This is a genomic window from Pseudomonas putida, assembly GCF_002906855.1.
GTDB classification, from domain to species: domain Bacteria; phylum Pseudomonadota; class Gammaproteobacteria; order Pseudomonadales; family Pseudomonadaceae; genus Aquipseudomonas; species Aquipseudomonas putida_N.
Genome location: NZ_MINI01000048.1, coordinates 164,611 through 188,028, shown reverse-complemented (window position 1 = coordinate 188,028; position 23,418 = coordinate 164,611). Strand labels below are relative to the sequence as shown.

25 protein-coding genes are annotated in these 23,418 nt (G+C 62.6%); 19 read left to right on the top strand and 6 right to left on the bottom strand.

Annotated features, from left to right (window positions below; translation table 11 throughout):
• The first annotated feature begins 17 nt into the window (after positions 1–17).
• The 12 genes from BGP85_RS23475 to BGP85_RS23420 are packed head-to-tail and all read left to right on the top strand — an operon-like array spanning position 18 to position 8,922.
• Positions 18–314, top strand: a complete 297-nt coding sequence (locus tag BGP85_RS23475) for a hypothetical protein (protein ID WP_103445356.1) — start codon at positions 18–20, stop codon at positions 312–314.
• Positions 314–682 carry a hypothetical protein gene (locus BGP85_RS23470; RefSeq protein ID WP_103445355.1) on the top strand — a complete coding sequence of 123 codons (369 nt, stop codon included), beginning with the start codon at positions 314–316 and terminating at the stop codon, positions 680–682. The genes BGP85_RS23475 and BGP85_RS23470 overlap by 1 nt, the downstream gene beginning before the upstream one ends.
• A 1-nt stretch (position 683) precedes the next feature.
• Positions 684–1,070: a hypothetical protein gene (locus BGP85_RS23465; RefSeq protein ID WP_103445354.1), complete on the top strand. Its 387-nt coding sequence runs from the start codon at positions 684–686 to the stop codon at positions 1,068–1,070.
• Positions 1,071–1,090: 20 nt separating this feature from the next.
• Positions 1,091–1,744, top strand: a complete 654-nt coding sequence (locus tag BGP85_RS23460; protein ID WP_258035823.1) for a hypothetical protein — start codon at positions 1,091–1,093, stop codon at positions 1,742–1,744.
• A complete protein-coding gene (locus BGP85_RS23455; protein WP_103445352.1) occupies positions 1,741–2,169 on the top strand; it encodes a phage tail terminator-like protein in 429 nt (142 codons plus the stop codon). The genes BGP85_RS23460 and BGP85_RS23455 overlap by 4 nt, the downstream gene beginning before the upstream one ends.
• 39 nt (positions 2,170–2,208) lie before the next feature.
• Positions 2,209–2,868, top strand: coding sequence for a phage tail protein (locus BGP85_RS23450; RefSeq protein WP_103445351.1), 660 nt, complete (start codon positions 2,209–2,211; stop codon positions 2,866–2,868).
• Between the two features lie 9 nt (positions 2,869–2,877).
• Positions 2,878–3,261 carry a phage tail assembly chaperone gene (locus BGP85_RS23445; protein WP_103445350.1) on the top strand — a complete coding sequence of 128 codons (384 nt, stop codon included), beginning with the start codon at positions 2,878–2,880 and terminating at the stop codon, positions 3,259–3,261.
• A complete protein-coding gene (locus tag BGP85_RS23440; protein ID WP_374755342.1) occupies positions 3,258–3,575 on the top strand; it encodes a DUF1799 domain-containing protein in 318 nt (105 codons plus the stop codon). The genes BGP85_RS23445 and BGP85_RS23440 overlap by 4 nt, the downstream gene beginning before the upstream one ends.
• Before the next feature lie 3 nt (positions 3,576–3,578).
• Positions 3,579–7,067 carry a phage tail tape measure protein gene (locus BGP85_RS23435; protein ID WP_103445348.1) on the top strand — a complete coding sequence of 1,163 codons (3,489 nt, stop codon included), beginning with the start codon at positions 3,579–3,581 and terminating at the stop codon, positions 7,065–7,067.
• Positions 7,067–7,405, top strand: coding sequence for a phage tail protein (locus BGP85_RS23430; protein WP_103445347.1), 339 nt, complete (start codon positions 7,067–7,069; stop codon positions 7,403–7,405). Before BGP85_RS23435 ends, BGP85_RS23430 begins: the two co-directional genes overlap by 1 nt.
• Positions 7,406–7,414: 9 nt before the next feature.
• Positions 7,415–8,164: a phage minor tail protein L gene (locus BGP85_RS23425; protein WP_103445346.1), complete on the top strand. Its 750-nt coding sequence runs from the start codon at positions 7,415–7,417 to the stop codon at positions 8,162–8,164.
• A gap of 2 nt (positions 8,165–8,166) precedes the next feature.
• Entirely contained in the window at positions 8,167–8,922 is a 756-nt protein-coding gene (locus tag BGP85_RS23420) for a C40 family peptidase (protein WP_103445345.1), read from the top strand.
• 186 nt (positions 8,923–9,108) lie between these two features.
• Here the strand turns inward: BGP85_RS23420 and BGP85_RS23415 are convergent, their stop codons facing one another.
• The gene (locus BGP85_RS23415) at positions 9,109–9,606 is read right to left on the bottom strand and encodes a retropepsin-like aspartic protease (RefSeq protein WP_103445344.1); all 498 of its coding nucleotides are present in this window, start codon (positions 9,604–9,606) and stop codon (positions 9,109–9,111) included.
• Positions 9,607–9,777: 171 nt separating this feature from the next.
• Entirely contained in the window at positions 9,778–10,257 is a 480-nt protein-coding gene (locus BGP85_RS23410; protein ID WP_146048997.1) for a hypothetical protein, read from the bottom strand.
• Positions 10,258–10,400: 143 nt separating this feature from the next.
• On the opposite strand from BGP85_RS23410, the gene BGP85_RS23405 reads away from it, so the two are divergent.
• The 6 genes from BGP85_RS23405 (at position 10,401) to BGP85_RS23380 (ending at position 15,817) form a co-directional block, all read left to right on the top strand.
• The gene (locus BGP85_RS23405) at positions 10,401–10,748 is read left to right on the top strand and encodes a hypothetical protein (RefSeq protein WP_103445342.1); all 348 of its coding nucleotides are present in this window, start codon (positions 10,401–10,403) and stop codon (positions 10,746–10,748) included.
• Positions 10,749–10,804: 56 nt separating this feature from the next.
• Positions 10,805–11,383 (top strand): tail assembly protein, encoded by a 579-nt coding sequence (locus BGP85_RS23400; RefSeq protein WP_103445341.1) that lies wholly within the window; start codon positions 10,805–10,807, stop codon positions 11,381–11,383.
• Positions 11,384–11,439: 56 nt separating this feature from the next.
• Positions 11,440–14,556 carry a TipJ family phage tail tip protein gene (gene gpJ, locus BGP85_RS23395; protein WP_258036121.1) on the top strand — a complete coding sequence of 1,039 codons (3,117 nt, stop codon included), beginning with the start codon at positions 11,440–11,442 and terminating at the stop codon, positions 14,554–14,556.
• A gap of 63 nt (positions 14,557–14,619) precedes the next feature.
• The gene (locus BGP85_RS23390; RefSeq protein ID WP_103445340.1) at positions 14,620–14,850 is read left to right on the top strand and encodes a hypothetical protein; all 231 of its coding nucleotides are present in this window, start codon (positions 14,620–14,622) and stop codon (positions 14,848–14,850) included.
• A complete protein-coding gene (locus BGP85_RS23385; RefSeq protein ID WP_103445339.1) occupies positions 14,847–15,293 on the top strand; it encodes a structural protein P5 in 447 nt (148 codons plus the stop codon). Before BGP85_RS23390 ends, BGP85_RS23385 begins: the two co-directional genes overlap by 4 nt.
• Positions 15,290–15,817 carry a DUF2514 domain-containing protein gene (locus BGP85_RS23380; protein WP_103445338.1) on the top strand — a complete coding sequence of 176 codons (528 nt, stop codon included), beginning with the start codon at positions 15,290–15,292 and terminating at the stop codon, positions 15,815–15,817. Before BGP85_RS23385 ends, BGP85_RS23380 begins: the two co-directional genes overlap by 4 nt.
• Here BGP85_RS23380 and BGP85_RS23375 read toward each other — a convergent pair.
• Positions 15,795–16,076 (bottom strand): hypothetical protein, encoded by a 282-nt coding sequence (locus BGP85_RS23375; protein ID WP_103445337.1) that lies wholly within the window; start codon positions 16,074–16,076, stop codon positions 15,795–15,797. The genes BGP85_RS23380 and BGP85_RS23375 overlap by 23 nt on opposite strands.
• A 766-nt stretch (positions 16,077–16,842) precedes the next feature.
• Between BGP85_RS23375 and BGP85_RS23370 the strand changes: the two genes are divergently transcribed.
• Entirely contained in the window at positions 16,843–18,489 is a 1,647-nt protein-coding gene (locus tag BGP85_RS23370) for a Na+/H+ antiporter (protein WP_103445336.1), read from the top strand.
• Positions 18,490–18,594: 105 nt separating this feature from the next.
• On the opposite strand, the gene dapC is transcribed toward BGP85_RS23370, so the two are convergent.
• From dapC to map, 3 genes are read right to left on the bottom strand one after another with little or no spacing between them, the layout of a single operon-like run.
• Complete coding sequence (gene dapC / locus BGP85_RS23365) at positions 18,595–19,791, bottom strand: succinyldiaminopimelate transaminase (RefSeq protein ID WP_103445335.1); 1,197 nt, start codon at positions 19,789–19,791, stop codon at positions 18,595–18,597.
• A gap of 30 nt (positions 19,792–19,821) precedes the next feature.
• Positions 19,822–22,524, bottom strand: coding sequence for a [protein-PII] uridylyltransferase (locus BGP85_RS23360; protein ID WP_103445334.1), 2,703 nt, complete (start codon positions 22,522–22,524; stop codon positions 19,822–19,824).
• Between the two features lie 39 nt (positions 22,525–22,563).
• Positions 22,564–23,346, bottom strand: a complete 783-nt coding sequence (gene map / locus BGP85_RS23355) for a type I methionyl aminopeptidase (RefSeq protein WP_025337973.1) — start codon at positions 23,344–23,346, stop codon at positions 22,564–22,566.
• Positions 23,347–23,418 lie beyond the last annotated feature (72 nt).

Genomic DNA, 23,418 nt, shown 5'->3' with positions numbered 1-23,418 from the left:
TTCCTCAGGAGATCGCCATGAGCGAGAGCATCATTTACGAGCAGCACCCGGTCTCGGCAGAGCGCAAGACCTACCTGCGTCGCAAGGGCTACAAAATCATCGACGCCAAGTTCGCGCCGGAGGGTTATGAGCATCCCGAGCCGATCAAGGAGGGCAAAGCCTCCAAGGTCAGCAAGTCCGCAGCTGAAAAGAAAGCCGCTGAAGAAGCCGAGCAGAAGGCAAAGCTGCAGGGTGCGCTGACCGAGAAGGGCGTGCAATTCGGGCCTGAAGCCACCCTGGAAGACCTGCAGAAGCTGCTGGACGGGGCCGCGTAATGACGACCTACGTCAGCATCGAGCAGGTCGACGCTCTGCTGGGCCAGACCTGGGCGCCGGATGAAAAGAAGGCGCGTGCGGTGCTGATGGCCAACACCTGGCTCACCAACCAGGGCCTGCCTGAGTTCGACAAGGTTCCCGCCGACGTCGTGCAGGCGGGCGCAGAGGTGGCAGTAGAGGCGGCGGCTGGCAACCTGTTCCAGGCGAAGGAAACCGGCGTGCTGAGCAAGTCCGTGGATGCGGACGGCGTGTCGAGCAGCAAGACCTACTCGGCTACGTCCAAGGCCATCAGCGCTGGTGAGTCCTTCGCCTTGGCCCTGCTGGCGCGGTATCTGGGCACCGGCCAGGTCAAGATCGTCAGGGGGTGACATGGGGCTTCGACGCGAGTTACAGGCCGAGCTGGCCCAGGCCTTCGATACTGATTTGGCCGACGCAGTGGCGGCGGTCGATGGTAGCCGGTCTGTACCTGGCACCTACGATCCTGAGAAGGGCGGCAGTACGCCAGCGACAACGCTGCACTATGCCGGTCGCGGTGTCTTCGGCCAGTACAATGCCCGGGAAATCGACGGTACGCGCATCCTGGCAACAGACGTGCGCCTCAAGGCGCTGCAGAACGAGCTGTTCGTTAAGGATGGCGACGCGGTCACGGAAGCCCCTGCTATCCCCGCCATCGGCGATCGTATCAGCGGCTACCGAGTCATGGACGTCGGGCAAGACGCGGCCAAGGCCACCTGGACCATTCAGCTGAGGAAGTAGACATGGCCCGCGGCTCACACATGACCAGCCGCTACGGTGGCCTGGACGGCGGCTTTGCTGCCCAGCTGGAGCAGTTCGCAGAGGCAGCCAAGGAAGCGATGGATCTGACCTTTCGCGAGGTCGTCATCATGGTCGGACGGAGGCTGGTGACCATGTCGCCGGTCGGTAATCCGGATCTCTGGAAAGTGAACGTCGAGGCCCAGGGCAGCGCGGCTGAGCAGATAGCGGCTTACAACGCCAAGGCTGCAGCCATCAATGCCGGGATCACGTCCAACCAATCCAACTACACCAAAAGCGGCAACCTGAAAGGCGGCCTGCGGCTGCGCAAACCGCTGACCAAGCGCGAGCAGCGCGAGAACTTCGGGTTCGGCGTCCGGAGGGTTGGCCAGGGCTACGTGGGCGGGCGCTTCCGCAGTAACTGGCAGCTCACCATCGGCGCTCCAGCCGCAGGCGAGATCGAGGACATCGAGAGCGCCGGCGAGACGCTGGACAGGCTTCTCGTGGCTGCCGGTGATCTTTCCGCCGGCGAGGTCGCCTACATCGTCAACAACCTGCCGTACGCCATCCCTCTGGAGTACGGCCACAGCTCACAGGCGCCTGGCGGCATGGTGCGAGTCACCGTCGCCGACTTCCAGCGCATCGTCGAAGAAGCCATCAGGACCCACCGAGCATGAGCCACGCAAGAGCACGACAGGCCATCGAGATCAGGCTGATGGCCTGGGCTGCGGCGCGCCCGATCCGGGTCGCGAACTTCGAGCAGGGGTTCGAGGCCGGGCCCGACGAAACCTACCTGCAGGCCTTTCAACTGCCGGCGGGCACCACCTGCCGCTACCTGGGCAGTGATGCCTACGAGTACACCGGCGTTTATCAGGTGAGCATCGTCTGCCCGGCGGGCCAGCCACTGGCTACCGCCGAGAGCCTGGTAGGTGAGCTTTCGAGCCTTTTCCAGCTGGACTCGGCGCTCAGCCGCAACGGCTTCGAGGGCCTGGTCACCGAACCAGTTGACCAGGGTCCAACCATCCCCGAGTCGGCGACCTACACGGTCCCGGCCAGCTTCACCTACCGCGGTGTCGCGGACCAATCGCCCGCTGGGGCATAACCATCCGCCGCCCGGCGGGCAACAACGAGGAAACACTCCATGGCCGCAAAATTCCCGCTGCCGAACGGCTCTGTGCTGGAAATCGCCAGCGTTTTCGGCGCCGCCGTCGCCTTCACCGCCCTGACCAACGCCGCGCCTCCAGTGGCCACCTCCGCTGGTCACGATCTCGAGAATGGCGATGTCCTGCTGGTCAGCTCCGGCTGGGCGCTCATTGCCGACCGCGCCGTCAGTGCCGCAAGCGTGGCTGCCGACACTTTTGCCTTGAAGGGCCTCAACACCACCAACGTTGACAAGTACACCCCCGGCGCCGGCGTAGGCTCGGTCCTCCCGGTGACTGCCTGGGCGCAGATCTCCAAGGTGACCACCTTCACCTCGGCCGGCGGTGAGCAGCAGTACCTCACCGTGGGTTACCTGGAGGATGACGACGACCGCCAGTTCCCGACCAACCGCAACCCGATCACGCTGTCGATCACCGTCGAGGACCAGCCGAGCGCCGCTTATGTCGCCCTGGTCGAGAACTACGGTGACAGCAAGGAGCTCGCGGTGGTGCGTCTCAAGCTGCCAGGGGGCGACCAGATCCTCTACCCAGGCTACGTCAGCATCACCACTACCCCGACCATGGACCGGAACAGCCTCATGACGCGCACCATCAGCATCGCGCTGTCGGGTCGTCCCGTTCGCATCCTGGCTGGCGCGTAAGGAGCACTCATGGCGAAGATCAAAATCGCGCAGAACCCGACGTTCACCGCCGTGGTGCAGGTTCCGCGCATTGGCACCGAGCCGGCGCCGGTGGAGTTCCAGTTCCGCTACATGGATCGTGTGGCCCTGTCCGCAATGTTCGACCGTTGGAACAAAGCGCGCGACGCCTGGGCTGAGAAGGCCCAGAAGGATGGGGCAACCTGGGAGGAGGTCACCACCGGCGAAATCGCCCTGCAGGCCGAGCAACTGGGCGAGATCGTCACTGGCTGGGATCTCGAGGACGAGTTCAGCGCCGAGGCCATCGCCGACCTGGTGCGCACCTGCACCGGCGCTCCGAAGGCGGTCATCGACGCCTTCCAGTCCGCCTACAGCCCGGCCCGCCTGGGAAACTGAAGGCGGCGGCACGGGCCTGCTACGAGCGCGGCCCGTCCGCCGAGCAACTGGCGGCGCTGGGGCTGACCCTCGATGACATCGAGGAGGAGGTGGTAGAGGTCTTGCCTGATGCATGGCCAGCCTTCCGCCTGTTCGATGCCATGGGCACACAGTGGCGGGTGGCTTCTGGCGGCCCGTCAGGCCTGGACTACGCCGCCATTCCTGCAGCGGCCTCAATGCTCGGCATCAAGCGCCGCGACCTCACCGACATTTTCCCCGATCTCCGCGTCATGGAGGTCGAGGCCTTGGCCGTCATGGCCGAATCCATGGAGTAGACCATGACTACCATCGCTTCTCTCGGTCTTCAGATCGACTCCGGGGATGCCGTTGAGGCCAAGGACAACCTTGACCAGCTTACTGATGCCGGCAAGCGCAGCGAGGAATCGGCCGGTCGAACCGGGCGTGCCTGGGAGACCGCCCTGGGCAGCCTGCAGGGTGATACCCGGCAGATTGTGCAGGAGCTGCAGGCGCTCAACGCCAAGCAGACCGAGTTGGCGCAGCAGATGGCCACCGTGGGGCGCGCCGTTACCAGCGCTTCCACGGCGTTCAGCAGCGCCGCCGCTAACATGGGGGCGTTCCGGAATGAGGCCGCGCAGGCGGGCAAGGTGCAGGAGGCACTCACCAGCGCCACGGATGCCGGTGCCCAGGCCGGCCGGCGCGCCGCCGAATCCGCCGACGAGCAGCAGGCCAGGATTCTGGCCGTGGCCAAGGCGTCCCTGGAGGCCAGCCAGTACGTTCAATCGCTCAACCGGGCAACCGAGCAGAGCGCCGAGGTAACCGCCCAGGCGAACGCCGTGCTGTCGGACAGTGCCAGCCGCCAGGCTGCCATCAACAGCCGGGCGCAGGCTCTGATCGCCACCGAGGAGCGCCAGGCGGAGGCGGCGAAGAAGGCTGCCGGCGCGCATCGGGAGGAAGGGCAGGCCCTTGAGGAGCTGCTGGGCAAGATCGACCCGACCGTCGCGGCCATGAGTCGGCTGGACCAGATGGAGCAGAAGCTGAAGGGCTTCCGCACGAGCGGCGCGCTCGATGCGGAGACGTTCGGCGAGTACCAGACCAAGATCGACCAGGCGCGCACTGCGCTGGGCGGCGCCGATACTGCGCTGAACAAAACCGGAATGTCGGCCAAGGCCACGGCTGCGGCATTACGCGGCGTGCCGGCACAGTTCACCGACATCGTGGTGTCCCTGCAGGGCGGCCAGGCCCCGCTCCAGGTGCTGTTGCAGCAGGGCGGGCAGCTCAAGGACATGTTCGGCGGCGTAGGTCCGGCTGCAAAGGCGATGGGTGGCTACATTGCCGGCCTGATCAGTCCGCTGACGCTCAGCGCGGCGGCGGTCACGGGGCTGGCCGTGGCAGTAGTTGCTGGGATTGGCGATCTCAATGAGTTCAATAAGGCTCTTGCTTCTACAGGTGGCGCTGCAGGGAAATCTTCATCCCAACTCGTTGACCTGCAAAACAAGCTGGCCAATGGGAAGTACTTCAGCCAGGCGAATGAGGCATTGCTCGCACTGGTTGGATCGGGAAAGCTTACGGGCGAGACATTCGACGCCGTTGCCGGAGCGGCTACCCAGCTATCCGCTGCCAGCGGTGAGAGCGCCGGTAAGTTCGCGCAAATGTTTGTCGAGGCAAAAAGCGACGTTACGGCTTTCGCGCTGGAGTTCAACTCCAAGTACCACGCAGTGACCCTGGCAACCTTCGATCAGATTCAGGCCCTTGAAGACCAGGGTCGCCACATGGATGCCTTGAAGCTGCTTGCGGGCGAAGTCTCGGAGGAAATGACCCGCCGCAATGAGGAAACATCAGAGTCCACTCGGGGTATTGCCAAGCTTTGGGATGACGCGACCAGCGCTGTGCGCAGGTACTGGAATGAGCTAAAGCAAGGGGTTGCGGCTGATCCAGATCAGTTCCGTATGCAGGTGCTGCAGCAGCAGGTTGCTGATATAGATAAGCAGTTCTGGTTCAGCGATAGCTCACGAGACGCCCTGAAAAAGCAGTACACCGACGAGATTGCTTTGATCCAGAAGCGAATCGATGCTGGCGCCAAAGAACGTCAGGATCGTGCGGACGGGGAGGCCGCGATCCAGAAGCAAGCCGACCTCCAGAAGAAGCTGAATGATCAGCTCGACCAAGCGAACCCTGAGCGCAAGAGAGCGAAGGCGCTACAGGACCTGAAGCAGCGGTTCATTGATTTGCGTGAGGCTGCAAAGGAGACAGGCAAGCAAAGCCCGTTATTGGCTGGTGTGTCTTTCGATGGTGACAAAGTATCGGGAGGCGCTTACGACACTCTGGCCAAGGGCATTGCGGATCGGAACAAGGACAAGGTCGGAAAGACTTCCCCAATCGACCTCTCCGGATTCAACGACCAGAAGAACGCGCTGAGCGCCATCCTGTCCGAGTACAAGAACCACCAGAAGGAGCTGGACGCGACACAGAAGGCCGGCCTGATCTCGCAAGAGTCGTACTCAGCCCAGCGGGCCGCAATCCTCGAGCAGCAAAAGGCCGAGGTCACGAACGCCTACGAGGCAGAGATCAAGGCGCTGGAGGATGCCAAGGGGCGGAGTAGCACCAGCGCCCAGCAGCGAATCCAGCTGGACCAGAAGATCGCCGATGCCCGCGCTTCCATGGTCGAGGCCCAGAAGGACGCCGACACCGAGCTGGCTGTACTGGCGACCAACGAGCAGGGTCGGCTGGCCAAGCAGACCGCTGCAACCCAAGCCTATGTCGACCAGCTGGAACGGCAGCGTGCCGCGCTCTCCACATCGGGCACGAGGGCAGCGAATAATATCGGTCTTGGTGATCGCCAACAGGGCTTGCAGCGCGATCTCGATGGTGTAACCGACCGATTTAACGACGAGCGTGCGAAGCTGCTTGATCGCAGGCGCACCGCTCCAGACAAGTACAGCCAGGACGACTATGAGCGCGACCTTGCCATCCTGAGCAAAGCCGAGGACGGGTACCGAGATACCGTCGTGGACAACTACGACAAGATTTCAGAAGCCCAGGGCGACTGGCGCAAAGGGGCATCGTCGGCCTTCCAGAACTACCTGGAACAGGCCCGGGATGTCGCTGGGCAGACGAGATCCCTGTTCACCAGCGCCTTCAGCTCGATGGAGGACGCGGTCGTGAACTTCGCCATGACGGGCAAGTTCTCGTTCGCCGACTTCACCAAGTCGGTGCTGGCCGATATGGCTCGCATCGCGACACAGCAGGCTGCTTCTGGCCTACTGGGTAGCTTGGTGAGCTGGGGCGCCACTGCGGCCTCTGCCTATTTCGGCGGTGGTACCGGCAACGGCATGGAGGCTGGGTCTGCAGGCGCGGTGTCGTCCAACCTGGGAGCATCCCAGGCCGGGTACTCGTCCGCGTATGGATTCTCTGACGGTGGTTACACAGGAGATGGTGGCAAGTATGAGCCTGCGGGCATTGTCCATGCCGGCGAGTTCGTACTGCGTCGCGAAGTTGTCAGCCAGCCAGGAATGCTTGATTACCTGCAAACCCTGAACATTCGCGGCTACGCAGATGGCGGGTTGGTTACGCCGACGGCGGTACCCCGCCAGATCTCCAGCGCTAGTGGAGGGGCTTCGTACAGTTTCCCGGTATCGGTTCAGGTCGATGCGTCTGGGCAGTCATCCACAGGGGTTCAGTCGCCTCAGGACCAGGCTGCATTCGGACAGGGCATCCAGGCTGCCACCAAGGCTGAAGTCGAGAAGGCCATCGCCGCTGGGCTTCGGCAGGGTGGTTCGATCTGGCGCGCAATCAACAGGAGGGGCTAATGGCCATCGAAACGTTCACTTGGCCAACACAGCGCGGAGAGACGCCAGATATCACCTACCGGGTCCGCGAATCCAAGTTTGGTGGCGGGTACCGGCAGGTGGTGGGTGACGGCCCCAACAACAAAGAGGACAGCTACCCGATCACCGTAACCGGCACGAAGGCCCAAGTCCGCAAGATCATGGAATTCTTCGACCGACACGCTGGCGCCAAGGCCTTTCTTTGGACTACCCCGCTCGGCGACCTGGGGCTATTCACCTGTGCCGACCCGAAGCCCATGCCGGTGGGCGGCGGCCGGTTCAAGGTCTCCGCAACCTTCGCGCGGGCTTTCCACCCGTAAGGAATTCGCATGTCACTGATCAAGGACATCCAGACCCTGGAGCCTGGCAGCGAGGTGCTGCTGTTTGAGCTTGACGGCTCGGACTTTGGGGCAGACACGCTGCGGTTTCATGGGCACGCAATACCGCACACTCCCGAGGAGCTCGCAGCCGCTGGCGCGAATGCGGACCAGCTGCCGGCCAAGTCGATCTGGTGGCAGGGCAATGAGTATGGCGCCTGGCCCATGCAGATCGAGGGCATCGAAGCGAACTCGGACGGTACCGCCGTGCGCCCCACGCTCACCGTGGGCAACGTCAGCGGCCGGATTACAGCCCTGTGCCTGGCCTTCGATAACCTACTCGAGTTCAAGCTGACCCTGCGCCACACGATGGCGCGGTACCTGGATGCGGTGAACTTTCCGGCAGGCAACCCAGAGGCCGACCCGACCGAGGAAGCCATCGAGGTCTGGTACATCGACCAGAAGGTGTCCGAGAACGGCACCACGGTTTCTTGGGAGCTGGCCAGCCCTGGCGACGTGGGCGGGGAGACGATCGGCCGGCAGATGACCCAGCTCTGCCACTGGGCAATGACCGCCGGGTACCGTGGTCCAAACTGCGGCTACACCGGCCCCTACTTCGACCTTGACGGTAATCCTACTGACGACCCGGCCAAGGATCAGTGCAACGGCTGCCTAGATACGGGCTGCACAGTCCGCTACGGGCAGGGCAACCAATTGCCATTTGGCGGATTCCCCGCTGTTTCCCTGATCGCACGGAGCTGACCATGCGCAAACACATTCTCGCCGCCGTGCAGGCGCACGCTGCGGCTGAGTACCCCCGCGAGTGCTGCGGACTGATTGTGGCCGTCGGCCGCGCTCACCGGTACCTGCCTTGTGAGAACACTGCGATCGAACCGGCCGAAGAGTTCCGCATCTCGCCGGAGCAGTACGCGGAAGCTGATGACCAGGGCGAGGTGATCGGCATCGTACACTCGCACCCTGACGCTACCAGCCGGCCTTCGCCGCGTGACCTTGCTATGTGCGAGGCCACTGGTCTGCCCTGGCACATCATGTCGTGGCCGGAGGGCGACTTGCGCACCATCACGCCGACCGGTCATGCGCCGCTGCTGGGCCGGCCGTTCGTGCATGGTGCCTGGGACTGCTGGCAGGTCTGTGCGGACTGGTACAAGCGCGAGTGGGGTCTGGACTTTCCGGCGTACGCGCGGGAGGAGGGGTGGTGGGAGAAGTCGGACGGACCGAGCCTGTATGAACAGGCTTACGAGGCGGCCGGCTTCTACCAGGTGAGCCAGCCGCAGCGCGGCGACATGATCGTAATGGCTGTTGGCCGCACCGCCCATCCGAACCACGCCGGCATTTACCTGGGCGATGCCGCACAGCTGCCAGAAGAGCATGCGCAGGTCTTCGGCCCAGGCCCATTCATGCTGCACCACTTGCTGGGGCGGCCTTCAGAAATCGTCGTGTTCGGCGGGCCATGGCTCGACCGGACGCGTTTTGTGTTGCGCCATCTGGACGCGAAATGAAGCGACTAGGCCGCAGAGGGAAATATGAGTGAGCAGAAAGCTGATGTGGTCGCCGTGAGCAGACTCGAGGCAAGGATCGACCCGCGAGCACAGGTTGTTCCTGTAAAGCCGCTGGTGCCCCATGAATGGGATGACTGTGAAGTCATCCCATTGAGGCAGAACGGTCCTTGGGATACCAGAGAGTTGCTATTTGTTGGCCTGAGTTGTGAATTCAAACCGGTAGGTGTGTGAGTCGAAGTCCATCACAAGCACGCCATTGCTAAGCAGCTGCATACCGAGAACTGCATCGTACTGGCGCCCGTTTTTTCGGAGTGGGACCGAGGTAAACTCCGCAAATTGCCTATAGTGCGACGAAGATTCCGGCAGCTCGAAAAGAGCTGGGTAGACCGGCTCGGTGGTAGTCGCTGCGGCCGAATAGACGGTCATGGTTTTTTCGCTGAGAAACCCATTCCGCTTCGCGAAGTCTTCGTCTATGTAGACTCCCTCAGCTCCCGTGTCGATCAATGCAGTGACTTCTAGAGGGCTTGTACCTGGGACTGCAATGTTCGGGGATGCTGGCAGAGCTGGCAGTATCGATATGCGAATCACAGGAATAATTGGAGTTCGCTCTGCGGTATCCGAAAGCCGCTCCCCTTCCTGAAGAAAATGGATGGGTGCCCCCTTAGGTGTAATTTTGGTGCTCATTCGACCTCCAAGGTCGCTTAATCCCCCAGTCCATGGGTTCTCCGGCAACGGACCGGGGCGGTTCGTTGGAGGTGCAAAGCTACTATGGCGAAATGGTGGCGCGGTACTGGCTTTCCATCCACACTGGATGTGTGCCCAGGCCTGGTGCCCTGGACACTAGGCTGGCCTGGCTCAGTAGCTCCGGAGGAACAGCGTGACCTGAGAGCCATTGCTGACGGTTTTGTACTCCTTCCCCTCCTGGAAAATCGCTTTGACGTGACCCGATTTCCTGACGTTCTTTGCTGGGTCCTGGATGGTATAAACAACATCCGCCTTAGCGTCACCAGTCGGAGAGATCGAGGTGACCACGCAGCTGACTTGATAGCCGGTAACACCCTTATCAGAGCGTCGCTCACGCTGCTCAGTGGAGACGCTGCCTACGGTAGAGAGACAGGTCCGAGAGAAGTCGTCGACCGTAATTTGCAGCGAAATCGACTTGGGCTTGGGGCCCGCCATATCCACGTCTGCTTCATAGATGACCTCACCGTTATAGGTCATTTTTTCGTGAATGATCGATGGTGTATGTGGAAAAGCTTCAGTGGCTGGTTGCTGGGCTGCAGCAGAAGTAGCTGTCAGGAGTGTGATTAGCGAAAGAGCGCTTCGAGAAATCATGCTGGAATCCTTATGGTGAAATTCACCTTTCGGCAGCAAGCACAAAATCTTTACTTTTGGATTTCACCTTAGTGGGTGTCCTTCATGCTTTTGAGCCGGGCCTAACAGATGGTAGATTCACTCCATCAACAAGGAGGGATTACATGCGAATTCTGATAGGTGCGGTGGGGCTGATGTTGCTGGCGGGATGTACGACCCCCGGGGACTTGCTGAATGGTGATCCTACGATTGTCGCGGAGACCTCGAAAACACCAAAGGCATACGCCCTGTGCGTCCTGCCTGAATGGCAAGAGCACCAAGCTGGCGTAACCATGAATGAGACCCTAACGGGCTATCGGTTGATATCCTCAGCTGAATCGATAGGCCAAACCAACGAGCTGTTGGAAATTAAGCAAATTCAACGCGGTAGCGAGGTGAAGCTTTATCAGCGGATGCCTGGCATCAGCATTGGCAGATCAAAAATTACTTCGTCCGTGCAAAACTGTCTGTAGACATTTTTGAAGCATAAAGCCGCCACTGGGCGGTTTTTTTTCGTCTGGAGAAATGCATGCCCCAAGAAATGACACTTATCGAATTCTCAGGCACCTTGCGTAAAGCTCTGGGGAAACAGCATCGGCGGCTTCTGGATACAGGCAGCGTCTGCGAGCTGCTGAAGGCGCTGACGATCACGCTTCCAGGCTTCAAAGAGGAGGTTGATCGCCTGTCTCGCTTGGGAATGAGGTTCGCAATTTACCGAAACGGTAAAAACGTTGGTGAGGCCGAGTTCGGTCGCAGTGGCGCCAAAGTGGTGAAAATTGTTCCGGTCGTTGCTGGCAGTAAGCGCGGCGGAGTCTTGCAGACAGTGATCGGTGCGATACTGATCGCTGCTTCTTTCATCCCAGTTCCTGGATTCCAGGCCCTTCTTCCAGCTGGGGTGGCAATGGTCGCCGGCGGCGTTATCCAAATGCTAAGCCCCCAGGCTAAAGGCCTCTCCCAAAGCGCAGCACCTGAAAATCTTCCAAGTTACGCATTTGGCTCAGCCAAGAACACCACAGCCAGCGGCAACCCTGTCCCGATCTGCATCGGCGAGCGCCGGTGGGGCGGTGCTGTTATCTCCGCCTCGATTCGCGCAGAAGACAAGACGTAACGTCATCACAACTAACAAGCCGCCTCCGGGCGGTTTCTTTTTGCCTGGAGAAAAGTATGGGCGTAGCAGAGCACCTCGAAATCGCTGGCGCGAAAGGCGGCAGTAGTAAGCCCAAGACGCCTGTTGAAGCACCGGACAGCCTGCAGTCGACCAACATCGCTAGCATTCTGCTGGCCGTAGGCGAAGGAGAGTTTGACGGCACGCCAACCGACCGTGACATCTACCTCGACAACACGCCGATCATGGATGCCAGCGGCAACGTGAATTTTCCCGGCGTGAAGTGGGAGTGGCGCCCAGGCTCCGTCGAGCAGGAGTACATCCAGGGCATTCCCTCTGTTGAGTACGAGACCAATGTCAATGTCGAGCTGCGCAGCGACAACCCTTTCACCCGCGCCCTGAGCAACACCCAGCTGTCGGCCGTGCGCGTGCGCATGACTTGGCCACGCCTGGCCCAGCAGGACAGCAGCGGCAACACCAATGGCTACCGCATCGAGTATGCGATCGATATCGCCACTGATGGAGGCGCCTACGTCGAGTCTCACCTAGGCGCCGTGGACGGCAAAACCACCAACGGCTACCAGCGCTCCGTGCGCGTGAACCTGCCCAAGGCGACTTCCGGTTGGATGCTGCGTGTGCGTCGGATCACGCCGAACGCAAACAGCGGCACCGTGGCCGACACGATGACCATCGCTGGCTACACCGAGATCATCGACCAGAAGCTGCGCTACCCGAACACCGCGCTGCTGTACATTGAGTTCGACGCCCAGCAGTTCCAGAACATCCCGGCCGTCACCGTGAAGTGCAAGGCCAAGCGTTGGCCGGTACCGACCAACTACGACCCGGTAGCCCGTACCTACACCGGAGTGTGGGACGGCACCTTCAAGCAGGCCTGGACCAACAACCCTGCGTTCGTGACCTACGGCCTGTGTGTCGAGGATCGTTTCGGCCTGGGCAAGCGCATCAAATCGTGGATGGTCGACAAGTGGGAGATGTACCGCATCGCCCAGTACTGCGACCAGCTGGTGCCGGATGGTGTGGGTGGTCAAGAGCCGCGCTATCTGTGCGACATGAACCTGCAGGGCCGCTCCGAGGCCTGGACGCTGCTGCGTGACTTGGCGGCCATCTACCGGGGCATGGTGTACTGGGCACACGGTTCGCTGTTCATGCAGGCGGATATGCCGCGAGCCCAGGATATCGACTACGTGTTCACCCGGGCCAACGTGATCGACGGTGACTTCGTCTACGGCGGCGCCGAGCGCAACACGCACTACAGTCGCGCCCTGGTCAGCTACGACAACCCGGCGAACAACTACGACACCGACGTCATTCCGGTCACCGACCTGGCGCTCCAGCGCCGGTACCGGGACCGTCCGGTGGAGATCTCGGCCATTGGCTGCACCCGCGCCTCTGAGGCCCAGCGCCGCGGCAAGTGGGCGCTGCTGAGCAACAGCCAGGACCGTACCGTCACCTTCAAGAGCGGCATGGAGGGCCGCATCCCGCTGCCTGGCTACGTCATTCCTGTGGCTGATGAGCTGGTGGCCGGGCGGCCGAACGGTGGCCGGATCTCGGTCGCTGCCGGTCGGGTGATCACTCTGGACCGCGATACCCCGATCAAGGCCGGCGACCGCCTGATTCTGAACCTACCGAACGGGACTGCCCAGGCGCGTACCGTGCAGTCGGTCGCTGGGCGTGCAGTTACGGTGACCACCGAGTACGGCGTGCAGCCGGAGCCCGAGCTGCAGTGGGCCATCGACTACGACGACCTGGCGGTCCAGCTGTTCCGCGTGCTGAAGACCAGTCGCACCCAGGAAGGCGAGTACGAGATCACCGCGCTGGAGTTCAATCCGAGCAAATTCGCGGCCATCGATACCGGTGCCAAGCTGGACGAGCGCCCGATCAGTGGCATCCCAGTGACGACCGTGCAGCCGCCGGCCAGCGTTACCCTGACCTCGGCGCACGCGATTGACCAAGGCATTGCGGTCAACACCATGACCATTGCCTGGCCGGCCGTGCCGGGCGCAGTTGCGTACGACGTGGAGTGGCGCAAGGACAACGGAAACTGGATCCGCCTGCAGCGCACTGGGGCCACCTCTGTCGATGTGGTCGGCATCTACGCCGGCGCCTACCTGGCGCGCGTGCGAGCAGCCAGCTCGTTTGACATCACATCGATCTGGCGTGACTCGGTTCTGACCCAGCTGAAAGGGAAGGAGGGGTTGCCGCCGGCGGTAACGCACCTGACGACCAAGCCGCAGGTGTACGCTATCGGCCTGTCGTGGGGTTTCCCCGCTGGCGCTGAAGATACCCAGCGCACAGAGATCTGGTACAGCAAGACTACCTCGCTTGATGACGCTATCAAGCTGGGCGACTTCGCGTACCCGCAGAAGGACCATTCCCTGCAGCAGGGTGCCGCGGGAGTTCAGTACTTCTTCTGGGCGCGCCTGGTCGACCGTACCGGCAACATCGGTCCCTGGTACCCGACTGGAGTCGGTGTGAGCGGTGCGACGAGCAGCGACGAGTCCGAGTATGAGGAGTATTTCAAGGACAAGATCGGCAACGGTGCCCTGTACCCTGAACTGCGCAAGGACATCGAGCTGATCACCGCGCCGCCGACCGTACCGGGCTCGGTCAATCAGCGCGTTGAGGGCGTACGCGCCGACCTGGGCGAGCAGATCGCCGAGGTGAGCAACCACGTCAACGACGTGCAGAACGAGCTGCAGCAGCAGATCGACACAATTGCCGACCTGGCCGACTCGATGCCGTACAAGCCAGACCAGGCCTACACCGCTGGGCAAGGTGTGCTGGGTGCCGATGGAAAGCTGTACCAGGCCAAGGGCGCTGTGCCGGCCGGCAACCCGCCGCCGAACACCACCTACTGGATCGACGTCGGTCAGGCGGCCGGTGTAATCGACTGGTCGCAGGTCATCACCGCCGAGGCCAAAGCCCAGGCTCAGCAGGAGCTGCTGCTGGCCGGCGTCACTGCTGAGGTCGCCCAGCGCCGTGCTGCAGCTGACCAGGCCATCGCGCCGCTGCAGGATGCAGTCGACCTGGAGGAGGCCACCGAGGCCGAGACCGACCAGCTCAAGTTATGGAAGCGCTACCGCGTGGCGCTGAGCCGTCTGCACGAGCAGGAAGGCTACCCGACCGAAATCGACTGGCCCGCGTCACCGGCCTGACCCGATCCCGCAACAAACCCCGAGACCGCCGCCTGGCGGTATTTTTTTGCCTGGAGATAACCCATGCCTTTCATCGTCATTAACCGCACCAACGCTCTCGACCCGATCCGCACCGTGGAGTACGCCACCGAAGCTGAAGCTGACGCGGCTGCCCGCAATCTGCTGAGCAGCCAGCCCGGGTCCGAAGTGCTGACCGCCAAGCTGCTCAAGCGCTACTCCGCGAAGGTCGAAGTGACTGAGCAAGAGGCGGCAGACATCGCGCCTGAGGCGCCGGCCGAGGAGACAGGCCAATGAGTACTCCTCGCGGTGTCCGCAACAACAACCCCGGCAACATCGATTTCAACCCCCGCAATGCCTGGCAAGGGCAGCTCGGGCTGGAGGATGGCGTGGCCAAGCCACGCTTCGCCCGCTTCGACGAAGCCGAGAATGGCATTCGCGCCTTGGGCAAGCTGCTGATCAACTACCGCGGCAAGGACGGCATGCCCAGCGTGGGCGGGAAGGGCATCGACACCGTGCTCGAAACCATCAACCGTTGGGCGCCGAGCAACGAGAACGACACCCAGGCCTACGCCGGCGCCGTGGCGAAGCGCCTGGGCGTGCGCACCACCGACCCGATCAACATCAAGGACGCGGCCACGCTGCGCGGCATGGTGCTCGGCATCATCGTCCACGAGAACGGCGGCAACCCGTATACGCCGGCAATCATCGATGAAGGGGTGCGGAGGGCGCTGGCATGAAGTCCTGGGTCATCAGGTCGGCGCTGCTGCTGGCGCTGCTCGCGTCCTACTGGGGTGCGTACCAGCACGGCCGGTCAGTGGAGAGGGCAGAGGCCGCCCAGGCATCAGCAGAACGAGACAGCGGCGACCGCCTGGCCGAGGTGATCGGCGAGCGCGGCGCCCGCCAGGAAGAACAACGACGCGCCCAGGCGCAGGAGGAGGCGAGAGCCCATGGTCAGGAGGAACGAACGATTGCAGATGCTGGTGCTGCTGGCGCCGATGCTGCTGGCCAGCGGCTGCGCGACGACGGCGCCAAGTTCGCCGCCGCCATCAGTTGCTCCGGCACGGATACTGCCGCTGTCGCCCGAAGCCAGGCAGCCACCCGCGCCGCCATGGTGCTCTCCGAATTGCTCGACCGGTCTGTCGGAACGAATCGAGAGCTGGCGAAAGCTTATGACCTTGCCAGAATAGCTGGCGAGCAATGCCAGAGGGAGCACGACGGACAGTTGCCGCCGGCAGAGATCAGTCGGGAAACCAGTGGGTAATGTCGATCCCATGGACGCACCTCAGGCGGTTGCCGATCTGCACCAGGCGTACGTGGGTGCCATTGGCCCGCAAGGACTCAGCAGCCACCTGCGCGTTGAGCGCCTGGTTGATATCGACCAGCTTTGTGATGTTGGCCTGGGCCTGAACGAGCTTGGCCCTGAGGTCATCATTCTCGGACATCAGGAGGTGTGATTGCTGCTCGAGCATTTCGACCTGGGTCGGCATGCCGTGCTCAAAGCCGGTGGTATCGATGTCCATGGGGTGCCTGCAAGGTTGCTGTATGGACATACAGTATATTGCTTGGCGTCGTCGGCCAAGGTCATGGCGACGAGGTGATGCATGTCGGGTGTGGATTCGTGTCGGCAGAACGCCGTAGGAGGGTGTTTCGGCTGTCTAAAACCGCGCTTCAGCTTCTCGGTTTTACTGGGCGAAACTCGCCCAAACTCGCCAATGCATATTAGACAGCTTCGATGCATAGGCCGCTAACGGCGCGGCCTGAGCGGTGATTCTCACACTACTGCTGCAGTACTGGAAGGTGCGAAATTCTTCCCCAAAATGCATCCGTAAACGCCTGATTCTATTGGGGCTGAAACGAACAAAAACGGCGCCATTCTGAGGCGCCGAAATTGCCTTAAGACATTGATTCTATTGAATTTTCGTCACTTGACTGGCGCGTCCCAGGCTTTGATGCCATAGAGCGTGTAGGTCATTGTGTGCATTGAGGCCACAGGCTGCCCCAATCTCTCCATTTCCGAATGTCAGTCGCGGGATTATGCGGGAACGATTGGGTGAGCGCCAAGGGGTGTGCATGTCTTGGGTCGTTTGGCGCTCGATGTCAGCAGCCCCACAGCATTCAATGCATGTTCCTACATGCTCGCCGGGTATCATCGTGTTACATATTCATCGGTCACCTGCGACTATCGTGCAGCGGTCTCATTTCACCAGACCCCGCTAACATATTGTTTCAATGGCGATCTCTCGCCCCCCCGCTGTCGTTTTTGGTTCACAAAGGAAGCCTTCACGGATGCAGTCCGCCTACACCGTCCTCATCCTGCTGACGCTGGTAAGCGTGTCGAAACTGGTCGGGCGCATGATCCCGTTGCCGTTGCCATTGGTGCAGATCGCCGCCGGTGCGCTGCTGGCCTGGCCGACCTTGGGCCTGCATGTGGCCCTGGACCCCGAGTTGTTCCTGTTCCTGTTCCTGCCGCCACTGTTGTTCGCCGATGGCTGGCGCATCCCCAAGCGTGAGTTATGGCGCATCCGCGGCCCGGTAGTGGCGCTGGCCGTGGGGCTGGTGCTGTTTACCGTGGTTGGCGCCGGTTACTTCATTCACTGGCTGCTGCCGAGCATTCCGCTGCCGGTGGCCTTTGCCCTGGCCGCCGTGCTGTCGCCCACCGACGCCGTGGCGGTGTCGGCCATCACCCAGGATCGCCTGCCGACCCCGCTGATGCACATGCTGCAGGGCGAGGCATTGATGAATGATGCCTCGGGCCTGGTGACCTTCAAGTTCGCCCTGGCCGCCGCGATTACCGGGGCGTTCTCGCTGGCCGATGCCAGCTTCAGCTTCGTGCTGGTCGCCCTCGGCGGCCTGGCCGTGGGTGTGGCCCTGAGCTGGCTGATCGGCCGCTTGCGCGCCTGGATGATCGCCCGTGGCTGGGATGACCCGGCCACCCACGTGGTGTTCATGCTGCTGTTGCCGTTCGCCGCCTATGTACTGGCCGAGCGCCTGGGTGTATCGGGCATCCTCTCGGCGGTGGCCGCCGGCATGATGCAGAGCTGGCTCGACCTGTTGCCGCGCCAGACCAGCACGCGCCTGCTCAACCGCAGCGTCTGGTCGTTGCTGGAGTTCGCCTTCAACGGGCTGATCTTCTTGCTGCTGGGCCTGCAGTTGCCGGACATCATCAAGGCCGTGGTCAGCCATGAACCCACGATCTGGCCGACCTTGGCCTGGCGGTGCCTCGATGTGCTGGCGATCTTCGCCGCGCTGATCCTGTTGCGGTTTGTCTGGGTGCAGAGCATCTGGCGGGCAATTGGCGTGGTGCGGCGCTGGCGCGGTAAGCCAGCGCTGGTGCTGATGCCCACGGCGCGCTCGTGCTGGCTGCTGACTCTGGGTGGGGTACGCGGCGCGGTAACCCTGGCCGGTGTGATGTCGGTGCCTTTGTTGATTGGCGCAGGCCAGGCCTTCCCCGAGCGCGACCTGCTGATATTCATCGCGGCAGGCGTCATCCTGCTGTCACTGGTCAGTGCCTGCATTGCCTTGCCATTCCTGCTGCGCGGCATCGTCAAAAGCCCTGATGAGCGCCTGCATCAGGAAGTGCAGGACGCCTGGAGGCGCACGGTGGAGGCGGCGATCCATGCGCTGGAGGCGGAGGAGGTGATCGATGCCAGTGCGCCTCAGGATGCGGCACAGGCGACCTTGGCCACCGAGCTGAAGGCGCGCCTGATGGCTGAGTATCGGGATGAGCTGGACAGCTACAACGATACGGCCGAGGCACGAGCGCTGGCCGAACAGATGGACTTGCTGGAGCGGCGCTTGCGTTTGCGGGCGCTACGGGCGCAGCGACTGGAGCTGTATAACTTGCATCGCCAGCATCTGGTGGGCGATGAGGTAGTGCGGCAGGTGCTGGGGGAGCTGGATTTGAGTGAGGCGAACCTGGGGCAGGTCAGGTAGATCTGCTTATGGCCATTCGCGGGGCAAGCCCGCTTCTACAGAAAGGCCGATCCGCTGTGGGAGCGGGTTTACCCGCGAATGGGGCGCAAAGCGCCCCCGGGCCAATCAGCGGCTTTGCAGGAAAGCGCGAATCCGCTCGGCCGCCTCGATGCACTCGGCCAGCGGTGCAACCAGCGCCATGCGCACGCGGCCGGCCCCTGGGTTCACACCGTTGACTTCACGCGACAGGTACGACCCCGGCACCACCGTCACATGCTGGGCCTCGAACAGGTCACGGGTGAACTCGGCATCACCGCCCGGTACCTTGGCCCACAGGTAGAAGCTGCCATCCGGACGCTGCACGTCGAGCACCGGTTGCAGGATGTCGAGTACGGCATCGTATTTGGCCCGGTACTGGTCACGGTTATCGCGCACATGCGCCTCGTCCTGCCAGGCGGCGATGCTGGCCAGCTGGGTCTGAACCGGCATGGCGCAGCCGTGGTAGGTGCGGTACAGCAGGAACGGCTTGATGATCTCGGCGTCGCCGGCGACGAAGCCCGAACGCAAGCCTGGCAAGTTGGAACGCTTGGACAGGCTGTGGAACACCACGCAGCGCGCAAAATCGCTGCGGCCGAGCTCGGCACAGGCGCTCAGCAGGCCCGGTGGCGGTGCGTCTTCGTCGAAGTACAGCTCGCTGTAGCATTCATCGGCGGCGATTACGAAGTCGTGCTCGTCGGCCAAGGCAATCAGTTTCTTCAGGGTGTCCATCGGCACCAGGGCGCCGGTGGGGTTGCCTGGCGAGCACAGGAACAGGATCTGGCAGCGTTTCCAGACCTCGGCCGGTACGGCATCGAAGTCCGGGTTGAAACCGTTGTCTTCCAGGCACGGCAGGTAATGCGGGGTGGCACCGGCCAGCAGGGCCGCGCCTTCGTAGATCTGGTAGAACGGGTTGGGGCTGACCACCAGGCCTTCATCGGCACGGTTGACCACGGCCTGGGTGAAGGCGAACAGCGCCTCGCGGGTACCATTGACCGGCAGGATGTGGCGGTCGGCATCCAGCCAGCCGGCCGGCACGCCGAAGCGGCGTTCGCACCACTTGCCGATGGCCTGGCGCAAGGCCGGCAGGCCGAGGGTACTTGGGTACACCGCCAGCTTGTCGAGGTTGTCGGCCATGGCCTGGGCGACGAACGCCGGCGATTCGTGCTTCGGCTCACCGATCGACAGGGCGATGGCGCGTTTGTCCGCCGCAGGCTTCACGGTGCCCAGCAGGGCGCGCAGTTTCTCGAACGGGTAAGGCTGAAGCTGGGTCAAGGCATGGTTCATCGGCGCAAGGTCTCGTCAATCGTCTAATCGTTAAAAAGTCACGCGGGTCGGGCTGGCATCGCTGGCCTGGCCGGCCTGCAACTGCTGCACGATAGCCTCCTGCAGGCGGCTGCACAGCTGCGGGTCGGACAGTGGCTGGTTGTCGGCATCGGTGATGAAGAACACGTCTTCCACCCGCTCGCCGAGGGTGGCGATCTTGGCGTTCTGCAGCGACAGGTCGAACTCCAGGAAAATCCGCCCGAGCCGTGCCAACAGGCCGGGGCGGTCCGGCGCGGTGATCTCGAGGATGGTCACCGGGCGCTGGGCATCGTTGAGGATGGTCACCTGTGGCGGGAAGTTGAAGTGCTTGAGCTGGCGCGGCACCCGGCGCTGGATGATGGTCGGGTAGTCCTCGGGGTTGCGCAGCGCTTCGGTCAGTCCGTCGCGGATCTGCTTGACCCGCTGCGGATTGTCGCCGATCGAACCGCCATCGTTGTCGAGCACGATGTAGGTGTCGAGGGTGAACTGGCTGCTCGAGGTGATGATCCGCGCATCATGGATGTTCAGGTTCAGCTGCGACATGGCGGCCACGGTCACGGCGAAGAAATCGTGCTGGTCGGGCGCGTAGATGAAGATTTGCGTGCCGCCTTCGAACTCGCGCTGGGTGGTTTCCTTGATCAGCACCAGCGGCCCGCCATCGGCCGGTTGCTGGAGGATGGCGTCGCTATGCCAGGCAACGTCGGCGGCGTTGTGCTTGAGGAAGTAGTCATCGCCCAGCTGCGACCACAGCTGCTCGACGTCGTCCGGGTCGGTGCCCTCGCGCACGAGGATGTCCAGCGCGGCCGACTGGGTCTGGCGGATCTGTTCCTCGCGGTCCAGGGGGTTCTCCAGGCCGCGGCGCAGGGCGCGCTTGGTCTCGGTGTAGAGCTGGCGCAGCAGGCTGGCGCGCCACGAGTTCCACAGGCTGGGGTTGGTGGCGTTGATGTCGGCCACGGTCAGCACGTAGAGGTAATCCAGGCGCGTCTCGTCGCCCACATGCAGGGCGAAATCGTTGATCACCTGCGGGTCGGACAGGTCCTTGCGCTGGGCGGTGGTCGACATCACCAGGTGATTCTGCACCAGCCAGACGATCAGCCGACTGTCCCAGGCCGGCAACTGGTGGCGTTCGCAGAATTTCTGCGCATCCACCGCGCCGATCTCGGAGTGATCGCCCTGACGGCCCTTGCCGATGTCGTGGTACAGGCCGGCCAGGTAGATCAGCTCGGGCTTGGGCAGGCGGCCCATGAGCTTGCTGGCCAGCGGGAATTTCTCGGACACCGGTGTGTACTGCAGCTTGCGCAGGTGCTTGATGAGGTTGAGGGTGTGGGCATCGACCGTGTAGATATGGAACAGGTCGTGCTGCATTTGCCCGACGATAAGGCCGAACTCCGGCAGGTAGCGGCCGAGGATGCCGTAGCGGTTCATCCGCCGCAGGTTGCGGTGGATGCCGATTTCGCACTTGAACAGCTCGATGAACAGGCTGGTGTTGCGGATATCCTTACGGAAAGTGTCGTCGATCAGGTGCCGGTGTTCGCGCAGCAGGCGCACGGTGTCGGCGCGTACGCCCTTGATCTCCGGGTGCTGGGCCATCAGCACGAAGATCTCCAGCATGGCGAACGGGGTGCGCTTGAACACATTCGGGCTGACCGCTTCGATATAGCCGTCGTGCAGGCGGAAGCGCGCATTCAAAGGTTGCGTGGTGCCGCTGTCGTCATCGGCGAGGATGACTTCTTCGAAGTGCTGGATGATCAGGTCGCACAACTGGCTGATGCTCATCACCACCCGGTAGTACCGCTGCATGAACTGTTCGATGGCGCGCTTGGGGTTTTCGTCGCTGTAGCCGAGCAACGCGGCGATGCTGCGCTGGTGGTCGAACAGCAGGCGGTCTTCGGCGCGGCCGGCGAGCATGTGCAGGGCGTAGCGCACCTGCCACAAAAAATCCTGGGACGAGGCCAGCAGTTCGTTCTCGCTTTCCAGCAGGAAGCCTTCGCCGGCCAGGGCGTGCAGGTTCAGCGTGCCGTACTGGCGGCGGGCCACCCAGAGCACCGTCTGGATGTCGCGCAGGCCACCGGGCGAGCCTTTGACGTTGGGCTCGAGGTTGTACTCGGTGTCGTTGTACTTGTGGTGGCGGGCCTTGAGTTCGGCGCGCTTGGCCAGGAAGAACTCCTTGCTCGGCCACAGGTGCTCGGTGCCGGTGGCGTCGAGCATGCGCTGGCGCAACGCTTCGGGGCCGGCAATGGTGCGGCTTTCCATCAGGTTGGTGATCACCGTCAGGTCGGCGCGGGCCTGCTCGACGCATTCATCGATGCTGCGCACGCTCTGGCCCACTTCCAGGCCGATGTCCCAGAGCAGGGTAAGAAAGCGCTCGATAGCGTCGCGGTACTGTTCATGCTCGGCGGCACCCAGCAGGATCAGCAGGTCGATGTCCGAGTGCGGGTGCAGTTCGCCGCGGCCATAGCCGCCAACCGCTACCAGGGCGATACCGTTCGGGTCGCCCCAGTCGAATTGGTTCCAGGCCTGTTGCAGGATATTGTCGACGAGCCAGGCGCGGGCTTCGATCAGCGGGCGGATTTCGCAGCCTGTGCGAAAACGCTTGTCGAGCACCTCGCCGGCCTGGCGGATGGCTTTCTTGAAGGCGGCGATGGGGCTCGCCTTGAGGGCCAGTTCCGCCTGGAACTGGCCGCGGTCGAACAGCTCGGGGTCCACCTGGGGCATCGCGTCGCGTTCCTGTCTGGGAGGTTGCCTTGGGTGCAATCAGGCCGAGGTGCGCGGGATGGTGTCGTCCTTGCGCAGGGTGAAGATCTCGTAGCCGGTCGCCGTCACCACCAGGGTGTGCTCCCACTGGGCCGAGAGCTTGCGGTCCTTGGTGATGGCGGTCCAGCCGTCGCCCAGCACCTTGGTGTCGGCCTTGCCCTGGTTGATCATCGGCTCGATGGTGAAGGTCATGCCTTCCTTGAGCTCCATGCCGGTGCCAGCGCGGCCGTAATGGAGGATCTGTGGCTCTTCATGGAACACCTTGCCGATGCCATGGCCGCAGAACTCGCGCACCACGGAGAAACCGTTCTTCTCGGCGTGCTTCTGGATGACTTCACCGATGTCACCCAGGCGGCAGCCCGGCTTGACCAGCTCGATGGCCTTGTACATGCATTCCTGGGTGACCTTGGACAGGCGCTCGGCCCAGACCGGTACGGTACCGACGTGGAACATGCGGCTGGTATCGCCGTGGTAGCCGTCCTTGATCACGGTGACGTCGATGTTGAGCGTGTCACCGTCCTTGAGCGGCTTGTCGTTGGGGATGCCGTGGCAGACCACATGGTTGATAGAGGTGCAGATCGACTTCGGGTAGCCCTTGTAGTTGAGGGGCGCCGGGATGGCCTGCTGGACGTTGACGATATAGTCGTGGCACAGGCGGTCGAGCTCTTCGGTGGTGACACCGGGCTTGACGTGTTCCTCGATCATTTCCAGCACGTCGGCGGCCAGGCGGCCGGCGATGCGCATCTTCTCGATGTCTTCTGCAGTCTTGATGGTGACGGTCATTACAGGCTCTCTACAGCGCCGCATGCGGCGCGAACAAACGGGAAAGGCCGGATTCTAGCAGAGCAGGGCGGC